Here is a 10119-nt window from a genome sequence, read left to right as displayed (position 1 = left end):
ATGGCTTCCATATACTTCCTTCTTTCCTAGTTAATCTTTTTTCACTCCAATCCTATCAAATATTCCTTGAAAGAAGTATCACAACAAAAAAAGAGAACGAGCCAAAACTGCGTTCTCCTTAAAATGTAAAACATTACTATTAAAGTAAAAAAGACGACTTACAGAACCTGTAAGCCACCTAGTCAGTCGGTTTATTCTGGTGTCTACCACCGCTTGGCCCTTGAGATTTCAAAAACTCATAAATATGTTTTGCTCATTCAAACTCATCCCCACCAAACTGACTAATTGCTGGTAAAATAGTAGTCTGAAGTTGAATGACTTTTGGGAAATAAAATTGAGGATTGACATACACCAATTTTTCTTTCTTGTTCTTATACTTTTGATAAGAAACTTTCAAACCTGTATTATCTGGTGTTTCACCGATAACATCACCTGTTAGAACTCTTGTCCCCTCAATCGCAAGGCCATTATGAATGGAATATAAGGTTAAGCGACTCCCATTCTCTCCTTTTCCGTTAGTGATAATAAAAAAGGAGGACTTCTACACTTTGGCGTAAAAAGTCCTCTTTTAGAAATGTATTCTTTTTCTATTATATTATTTAATAACGCATAAAAATTTTCCTAAACAAAATATCTTACTTTCACACGATAAAAGAAATTCACATACACTTATATTTTCTATTATCATGTCATGATATTTCATATTTTTATCTCCTTACATCTTTAAATCTCCTTTATTTTGATTTTTCAAATATGAGTATCACTATGGATATTTACAAATATATAACATTGTCAGCTATCGAATTTAAAAATTCTTGGTCATGTGAAACAATGAATATTATTTTCTTATCGCTTTTACATTCGTTGATCAGATGGGATATGTTCATCATATTGCAATAATCCATTCCACTAGTAGGCTCATCAAAAAACATAAGTTTAGATTTTTTACATAGTACAGATGCAATTGCTACCCTTTGCTTTTGTCCACCTGACAAGCTCATTGGATGACGATCTTTTGATTCATATAAATCAAGTTTTTTCAGAATATTTTCAACATAACTACTTTCAATATTTTTTATTCCAAGACCTACTTCACTTGCAATAGAATCGGTAAAAAGCTGATGATTAACATCCTGCATTACAAGGGATGATATTTTTAGCCTATCTGATTTTGAAAGTCTTTTGCCGTCCAAATAGATTTCATCCTTCGATTTTCTTTCTAAGCCTATGAGGCATCTGAGCAAAGTGGATTTACCAAGTCCGTTTGTTCCTACTATGCCGTAAATTTTTCCCATTTCAAAAGAGAGGTCTTTTAAATGCAATTTTTTATCTATGCCATTAAACTTAAATTCAATGTTTTTTACTTCTAAATTTCCCTTATTTTCATTTTCGGGTACTGTAAGTTTTACTCTATTCTTATTTCTTAAACCTAACTTCTTTAGCTTTTCAGACGGTATTTTCATAAAATCTATTTGAGTATATTCCTTTTGTATTTCCCCATCTTTAATCAAAAAAACTCTATCTACAATATCCATTAGATAAAATATTCTATGTTCTGAGATTATAAGAGTTTTCCCCTTATCTTTAAGTTTTATAAGCATTTCTTTTATGATTAAAATGTTTTCTTCATCAAGATTTGATGAAGGCTCATCTAAAACAATGATTTCCGTTCCAGATATATAACTTGCAGCAATACATAAAATCTGCTTTTCTCCACCCGAAAGCTTAAAAATATCTCTATTTAAAAGATGTTCTATCGGAAACAAATCCAACATATCATTTAGTCTTTCATCCATTTGTTTTTTTGAAAGTCCTATATTCTCCAAATAGAGAAGTAATTCAAGAGTAGTATTTATATTGAAAAAGTGTGTCTTTGGATTTTGAAATACATTTGATACTAAGAGCGATATTTCGTATAATTCGAGGTTTTTAATATCTTTATTATCAATCCTGATGGTTCCACCCATAGAAGCTCCATCATATCGTACAGCTAACCCATTGATAGAATTTATAATTGAAGATTTTCCGCTACCACTTTTCCCAGTAAATAATACACATTCGCCTTTTTTTACATCTAAAGAAATGTTTTTTAACACTTTAGGAGAATTTCCATAAGATAGAGATAAATTTTCAATTTCTACCATAAAGCTCCTCCTATAACCATAATCAGTATTGAAAGCACATAAACAAAATCAACTGTTTTCGTTTTGACGGATATGTACCTAGTTTTTTTAACAGGATTTTCAATACATTTTGTTTCTGCTGCCTTTGCAATATCATCAGAAATATTAGAAGACATAACAAGTAAAGGCACAATTACATACTCGATGTATGAAATTGGATTTTTAAATGTAATACCCCTTATTTTCATAGCAAGTTTTATATTGTGACTTTCTTCCCTAAATGAAGGAAAAAACCTAAACATTACAGCAATTGGTATAGAAACAGTACGAGGTAAATTCATTTTATCCATTGAGGATATTACACTTCCTACATCCGATGTTTTTAAAAAAAAACTTCCCGCACTAAATGGAAGATAAAACATCTTACATACAGCAAATAGCATAAAAAACATCATTAAAATCGCATTCATATTTCTAATTACATCAAGATTAGGTATCAAAGAAAGAACCCCAAAAAATGATATGTTTTTTAAGGCTTCTTTCTTAAATCCATTCATTAAAAAAAGAAATGAAATAAGAAGCACAATTCCCCATTCAAAATAGGTATTTACTTTATAAAATACAGCAAATCCAAGTGAAAAACTTACTAAAATTTTACTAATTGGATTGGGATTATATGGATTGTCTAAAGAAACGAGCATTATACAATACCAGCTTTTTCGAAATGCTTTTTCAAAAAGACTTTACCGATATATGCGCCGAGTATCCCGCCGACAACAGCACCGATATATACTAATACCATACTTCGATAATTCAAAAGTGCTATGAGCTTCATTATATAATCGTGACCCATACCGCCTGTTTCCGCCAGTTTAATAACCTTGTCTTTAGCCAACAAAACTTGCATAAGGAAACCACAAATCCAAGTGTTGAATACGGCAAATGAGAGCATATTAAATTTAAATGATTTATATTCTCCTTTTTTTCTTAAAAGTTCCGCAATTGCCATACTGATTACAGCATGTATCAATATTACATATGTATTTCCCATTGCAATTGCTAAAAGACTACAAATCAACCCAAGTATAAATAATCCCCATGATTTTTGAACTTTTGCCATAAAGAGCATTATAACTATTCCTGTTATAATGCCTGCCAGTGTAGGGTATGCCAAGTATAAAATCGGTACAATACCAATCATTCCCGAAGCAAACATAAGTACAAAATATATTACTGTAAATACACCTATCGTAACTAAATCTTTAATTCTTAATTTTTCCATTTTTATATTTCCTTCTAAATAAGTTTTCACTGAATATTAGATTTTCTAAGCATTGCTTTATAAAATTCCGAGCTTTTACAAAGTTCTTCATCTGTCCCTATCGCTTCTATTTTTCCGGCATTTAATAAAACGATTTTGTTTGCATTTCTTATTGTTCTTAATCTATGAGCAATAACAATTGCCGTTTTTTCTTTTATAAGTTCGGATAAAGCCTCTTGAATTAGACTTTCATTTTCAACATCCAGAGATGCTGTAGCCTCATCAAGCAATATGATTGGTGCGTCTTTTAGTATTGCCCTTGCTATTGAGATTCTTTGTCTTTCTCCGCCTGAAAGTCTTTGTCCGTTTTCACCTATTACTGTATCTATTCCATCCGGCATTTTGTCTATAAATTCATAACATCTTGCTATTTTAGCCGCTCTTATAATCTCTTCATCTGTGGCATCTTTTTTACCGATTTTTATATTATCTTTTATGCTTGAATTAAAAAGAGTAACATCTTGGAAAACGATAGAGAAATTTTTAAGGAGTGTTTCCGGATCAATTTTACCGATGTCCTCTCCCCCTATCAAAATCTTTCCTTTATCTATATCCCAAAATCTTGCAGCAAGCTTGGTGAGAGTTGTTTTTCCGCTTCCGCTTGAACCGATTAGCGCAGTGATTTCACCCTGCTTTGCAGTAAAGCTCACACAATTTATTACAGAATAATCATCATATCCGAAATAAACATCCTTGAACTCAATATCGTAATTTTTAATGTCAATATCTTTTTTGCCTTTTTGAACAGGCATGGTCTTTATTTCCTTTATTCTCCCTACAACCGCATCAAGCATAACTATCATTGACATAAAGGTGATTATTCCTTCTATAGGAAGATAAATACTTGCTGTAAGCATTAAAAATGCGATATAAACCAGCGCACTTACCTCCCCTGCCATAAGCATGTTGACGCCGATAACGGCAACACTTATAATTCCAAGCTTTAAAATTGCGGCAGCTATTCCTGTAAGTGTTCCGGCTACAACTTCACCTTTCGTCTTCTGTTTTGTGGATGCATTTAATTTTTCAAAAAAATCATTTAACATCCTATCTTCTAAGTTGTAAGATTTTATTTGCTCTATCTGCTCTATATTTTCCTGTAGATTATCAAAAACCTTACGATTTTCATCTATCCAGCCTTGTACTATTTTTTTCTGACTTTTCTTTGATAAAAATATAATCAAAATAGAAATGGGAATTACCCAAAGGGCTGCAAGTGCAAGTTTCCAATTATAGAAGATAAGCATTAAAGCAATAATACTTGTGGATATAGCCGTTGAATATATATGAGGTACAGCATGAGAAAAAATTGTTTCATATAAGTTCATGTCATTCATCATGGTTTCCGCAAGGTCTGCCAAATCTCTTTTACCAAAATAAGAAAGAGGTAATTTCTTTAACTTTTCCGCTAACTCAATTCTTGAATTTGCACTCTCGTTGTACACATTGGTGTAAAGTCTTACATAATCCCACCTCGCTATTAAGAACATCACAATCATCATTACTACAATTAGTGCAATATAATGAACAGAAGTAAAATTGTAACTCTCAATACTTTTTAAAATGCCTATATACTGAAACAGAAACATAAAACCGATCATTGGTGCGAACAATTTAGTTAAATTAACAAGCGTGTGTGAAAATATGGCTTTTTTTAAGTTAAGAGCGCCTTTTTCTGACATCGCATATTTTTTCATAAAATAAGAAACCATATGTTTAACCTCCTATCTTCCAATTTACGGATTTTTGATATTCTTCCCAAAGTTTTTTGTAATGCCCACTCATACCTATTAAATCTGAATGCTTGCCTTCTTCTACAATTTTCCCCTTATCAATAACAAGAATTTTATCCGCATCTACTACTGTAGATAATCTATGAGCAATCATCAATGTTGTCTTGTTTTTTGATAGCTTCTTAAAAGACTCTTGAATCAAATGTTCATTTTCAGGATCTGCAAAGGCTGTAGCTTCATCTAAAATGATAATATCTGCATCTTTCAAAAAAGCTCTCGCTATAGAAATCCTTTGAGCTTCTCCTCCTGAAAAATATGTGCCTTTAGTTCCGTAAACAGTATCAAGTCCTTTATCTAAATTTTCAATAATATCTTTAGACCCTGAATTGATTAAGGCATTGTCAATTTCTTCATTAGTTGCATCAGGCTTTCCGATTAAAAGATTATCTCTTAAACTCATTTTAAATAGTTTAGAGTTTTGAAAAACAAAAGCAATTTTTCTCATTAAAGCCTCTTTTTCAAAATCTTTTATATTAATTCCTCCAATATAAATTTCACCTGTTTTAATATCGTAAAATCGTGCAGCAAGCCTTGCTATAGTAGTTTTACCACTGCCTGACGATCCGACTAAAGCAACTCGTTCTCCTTTATTCACCTTAAATGAAATATCGTCTAATACATTTTCATCTTCATAAGAAAAGCTTACATTTTTAAACTCTATCCCAACATCAGAACTTGTTTTATTTCCATAAACAAAATCATCAAACTCAAGTATATTCTCAATTTTATCTAAAGCAAGTTCCGCAAAATAACTGGATTGTGTAATCGTCGCAGTTCTCATAATAAAAGTAGCAAATGCCGGTCCTATTAGGAAGTAAATAACAGAATCTGCAACTACATTAGATAGGTTTCCATTAAATTTTATTAAGAGTAATGCCACAGGTACCAAGAAAAATGCCGTCGATGTAGAAACGGTTTCAAACCACGACATTTTATTCATATAACTCATAGTAAGCTTAAGTACATTGTCTTTTACTTTTATGATTAACGAATATAACTTATCAAAGCTCTCAACACTTTGTGCAAATGTTTTAACAACAGGAATTCCTCGAACATATTCCACTGTCTGAGAAGATAAATTGGAAAGTCCAGCATAATACTCATCTTTCATTTTTTTTGTTTCGGCTGTCATCATAGATGACATCAATGTCATACCGATAATCATCGGTATCATACTGGCAAGTCCTAACTTCCAGTTAAACACGAAGAAAAATACAAGCAGGACGATTGGCGATATAATGGTCATCGCCATATCAGGAAGTTGATGCGCTAAAAAAGAATGGGTTTCAGACGCTCCGGACACAATTACATTTCTTATCCTTCCGCTTTCTTTGTCATCGAAATACCCAAGCGGTTTGTTTATTAGTTTTGTTACGGAAGTCTTAATAATGTTATCTTCCACTTCAAATGCAAAAATATGGGATAAAATTAAACCTATTAGGTATATGAATAGCCCCAGACCGGCAAAGACTGCTGCATAAATTGAATTTTCCTTTACATAATCAAAATTCACCATCCCATTTAAAATTAAGTTATTTACAATTCTATGAATATATACCATAGGCATCAAAACCATGACACCTGATACAGCAGACATAACCATAGCAATATAGAGTAAAAAACTTTTTTTACCACCGTAATCCTTTAGTCTTTTCAGTATTGATTTCTTCTTATTCTTCACTGAACAACTCCTCCTTTTTCTTAAAATTAGCAAACCCTATAAATAGCCTTTTTAGACTGATTTTAGAGGCTAGTTTTCAAACTCTTTTGCAATACGCATAGTTTTTCTTGTTTTTATCTATTATTTATTTTATAATAAATGAGGATTTCAATCAATTAGATATGGCTAAATATGTCTATTCGGGATAATGTCTATTCGGGATAAAATAAAAAGCACGGAGGTATAATATGAGTGATTTTTATAACTTTGTTAAAAACTTTTTTTCTACAGATGAATCTATCGATAATACAAAATACTCCACTGTAGGACATGAATTCCGTTTTAGCACGGATAATGCAGAAGGCATATATTGGTTTTACGAGGGCGATAATTTCACTATTGATATTTATGATGTTTTCATAAAAAAAGAAATTATCCATACAAGTTTTTCTGGTTTGAATAATTTCTATTCCCTTTATTTATCTTATTTAGTTACAGCAAACGGTGAATGTTTTAATCCTTATCAAAATCTTTCTTCAAATTCACTTTTTACTATAAATACAAAAAATTCTAAAGACTATAGGTTTATACTTCACAAAAACTCTCCTTATTTAGGAATCGGTATAAATTTCAATCAGTCCATGATAGAGCAATGCCTGTCCTCTTATAAGAATAAAGTCTGTAACTATGAAGATTTATTTTTTAATACCAGCATTATAATAAACAAGCCTTTAGAAAGAATCGCAAAAGATATCCTTAATTGCAAGATGGCATCTCCTGCTGCTGAAATCTTTTTTGAGTCAAAGGCAAAGGAATGGTTAAGTATTACAATAGACTCTTTTTTAAATAAGTACAGCAATCCACTATCTATTGCCGATGATGAGGCTTTGAAAAATGTCGCCAATTATATAGACGATCATTATGCAACATCTATCTCACAGGATACTTTAGAAAAAATATCCACTATGAGCGGCACAAAACTAAAAAAGTTATTTAAGCAAAAATATCAATGTACAATTACAGAATATACTCAAAGACGGAGAATGAATATGGCGGAATTACTCCTACTGAACTCTACCCTTAAAATTCAAGATATAGCAGAGGCTGTAGGATATTCCTCTCACAGTAAATTTAGTACATGCTTCAAAAAATATAAGGGATTTTATCCCAAAGACATAAAAAAATATGCGAAAAATAATCTTTCTGATTAAATACATAAGGATTTAACTTTGGGGACGGTTGAGTTAGACCTTATTGGAAAATGTTAAAGTCATAATTGGTAAACCTAAATAAATTATACGTTTAGGTCTTGTTATTATCTTGTAAAATCAGTAAAGTAGCTAATTCTACTATTTTTAGGGACTTAGTCACAAAGAAAATCAAACAGTTAGACTGACTGTTTGAGTATGAAAAAAGCAGATAAAAAATCCCTTGAGTAAATAACTTAGGGGATTTTAAAGGTTGGGGTAGGGTATTGAAAAGCTCGTACAAAGTATAATAAAAATCCCCACCAAATTTTGAAAATCTATTGAAATGTATTGAAGTTTATTAGCAGAATACATAAGTGGAAAGCTTGATTTTAATAAATTTAGAAGATTATTGAAAAAGAAATATCACACTTTCATTCTTATTAAAATCCTTATAACTGTATTTTGAATGATTTTCCCCAATCAAGCATCCCTCTCTCTTATAAAATATATACATTCAGTTGTATGAAATGTAATGTTGTTCTTATCAGACTTGAAACTTTTACTAATCCAACTATTTATCTTACACATTTAGTTTAAACCTATAGTATCCTATTTTCTTAATATTCTACAGTGTAACACTGCATTTATATTATAACGCTAATATGTTCAGAAAAGAAATACTTTGTAAGTCAATGTCTGTTATAACGGAAATTGTTAGAGATGTCTATCATAACAGAAATTGAGATAATGTCCATAACTTCCCTGAAGATAAATTATGTAATCACAAACTATTTCATATCCAATCTAGTGTAGGTTGTTTGGAGCATATCATCAACAAAAAAAGAACGAGCCAAAACTTCGTTCTCCTTATAATGATAAAAATATGTTTTATACCACAAAAGATATGTAAACTAATCTTTTAAATAATAAAAAAGTTCCGACGTTTGTAAATGTTTTGAGTAAATTGAAATTACTTTTTGACCTTCTGGAAATACTGTCTTTCTCTTCAAATCTAATAAAGATTGAGGAACAATTTTCCTTGATGTCTCTTTCAATGTTAATGCTAGTATCTGTTTTCTTGTACGTAGAGCATAATCAAACTCCAAATACAAATAACGTCCTGAACCAGTTAGATGAACATGCTTTCCCAATAACTCCTCAATAGATCCTAAAACTTGTAACTTTTGCATCGTGGTTCCATCATTTTTTATTTTCAACTCATCAATTATGACATGACTATTTAAACAATCGTCAAAGAAACTGCCTGCACCTTTTCGGTAATCAACACCACATAGGTGCATGAAATTAGTAGGTGAAAAATGAAGTTCAACACTTTCTATTTCCGTTTCATAATACATGATTTTGCCAACAAAGTGTTCTTTAAAAAAAGAAGCCGCAATTTGTAACTGAGTAAAAAAACGCTGAAGTTTTATTTTTTCGGTGTAATTTGGATTACGATAATCTCTAGAATTTGCCATATTTTCCTCACAAAAAAGGTGGTTTACAGAGTCTGTAAGCCACCTAGTCAGTCGGTTTATTCTGGTGTCTGCCACCGCTTGGCCATTACGTCCAAGATTGCTATCGGATTTCGTTCTGGTGTCCGCCACCGCTTGGCCATTACGTCCAAGATTACTATCAGATTGACCATGAGCCGACCACTCATCTACACTATTTATTCTACCTGAAAATTATTAAAATTTCAAGTATCAACTTCTTTATTTCGTTGTATAGGCAAAACTGATGGCACTATCTGCTTGCGAGATTTTTCTAAAGGTATAGTTAGGGTTGCCACCATAGTTTGTCTCAGACACGAGGAAAGAACCATCATAATAGACCTTCTCTACAAAGGCCACATGACCATAGTCTGCTGGTGTGCCATGTGTACCTCCTACAAAAGAAACAATGGCACCTGCTCTTGGTGTAGAGCCTGTTTCCCCACCAAGACTTGAAGCTGTCGCAACCCAGTCCTGACCATTCCCCATGGTATTAATGATTGAAATCTTCTCTCCATTTCTACCTTTTAGCTTTAAGC

At 31.8% G+C, this 10119-nt stretch carries 8 protein-coding genes and 1 pseudogene; 1 reads left to right on the top strand and 8 read right to left on the bottom strand.

Annotated elements, in window-relative coordinates; translation table 11 throughout:
• Window positions 1-256 precede the first annotated feature (256 nt).
• From CBI42_RS10130 to CBI42_RS10105, 6 genes and pseudogenes are all read right to left on the bottom strand, one after another.
• Window positions 257-526 (bottom strand): annotated as a pseudogene (locus CBI42_RS10130) (phage tail tip lysozyme); the annotation flags it as partial.
• A gap of 247 nt (window positions 527-773) precedes the next feature.
• Complete coding sequence (locus CBI42_RS10125; RefSeq protein WP_048773348.1) at window positions 774-2144, bottom strand: ABC transporter ATP-binding protein; 1371 nt, start codon at window positions 2142-2144, stop codon at window positions 774-776.
• The gene (locus tag CBI42_RS10120) at window positions 2138-2827 is read right to left on the bottom strand and encodes an energy-coupling factor transporter transmembrane component T (protein ID WP_162837406.1); all 690 of its coding nucleotides are present in this window, start codon (window positions 2825-2827) and stop codon (window positions 2138-2140) included. Before CBI42_RS10120 ends, CBI42_RS10125 begins: the two co-directional genes overlap by 7 nt.
• A complete protein-coding gene (locus CBI42_RS10115) occupies window positions 2824-3411 on the bottom strand; it encodes an MptD family putative ECF transporter S component (protein WP_049510000.1) in 588 nt (195 codons plus the stop codon). The genes CBI42_RS10120 and CBI42_RS10115 overlap by 4 nt, the downstream gene beginning before the upstream one ends.
• Window positions 3412-3431: 20 nt before the next feature.
• On the bottom strand, window positions 3432-5156 hold the full coding sequence (locus CBI42_RS10110) for an ABC transporter ATP-binding protein (protein WP_094753917.1): 1725 nt from the start codon (window positions 5154-5156) through the stop codon (window positions 3432-3434).
• Between the two features lie 4 nt (window positions 5157-5160).
• Window positions 5161-6918 (bottom strand): ABC transporter ATP-binding protein, encoded by a 1758-nt coding sequence (locus tag CBI42_RS10105; protein ID WP_094753916.1) that lies wholly within the window; start codon window positions 6916-6918, stop codon window positions 5161-5163.
• Window positions 6919-7145: 227 nt separating this feature from the next.
• Between CBI42_RS10105 and CBI42_RS10100 the strand changes: the two genes are divergently transcribed.
• The gene (locus CBI42_RS10100) at window positions 7146-8108 is read left to right on the top strand and encodes a helix-turn-helix domain-containing protein (protein WP_078238475.1); all 963 of its coding nucleotides are present in this window, start codon (window positions 7146-7148) and stop codon (window positions 8106-8108) included.
• 890 nt (window positions 8109-8998) lie between these two features.
• On the opposite strand, the gene CBI42_RS10095 is transcribed toward CBI42_RS10100, so the two are convergent.
• Entirely contained in the window at window positions 8999-9565 is a 567-nt protein-coding gene (locus tag CBI42_RS10095; protein WP_070481759.1) for a PBECR4 domain-containing protein, read from the bottom strand.
• 237 nt (window positions 9566-9802) lie between these two features.
• Window positions 9803-10119: CHAP domain-containing protein (locus CBI42_RS10085; RefSeq protein WP_142294101.1), on the bottom strand; the 317-nt coding region annotated here is incomplete at its 5' end.

This window comes from Streptococcus sp. KR (assembly GCF_002238115.1).
Lineage (GTDB): Bacteria > Bacillota > Bacilli > Lactobacillales > Streptococcaceae > Streptococcus.
This window is presented reverse-complemented; position numbering and strand designations above follow the sequence as displayed.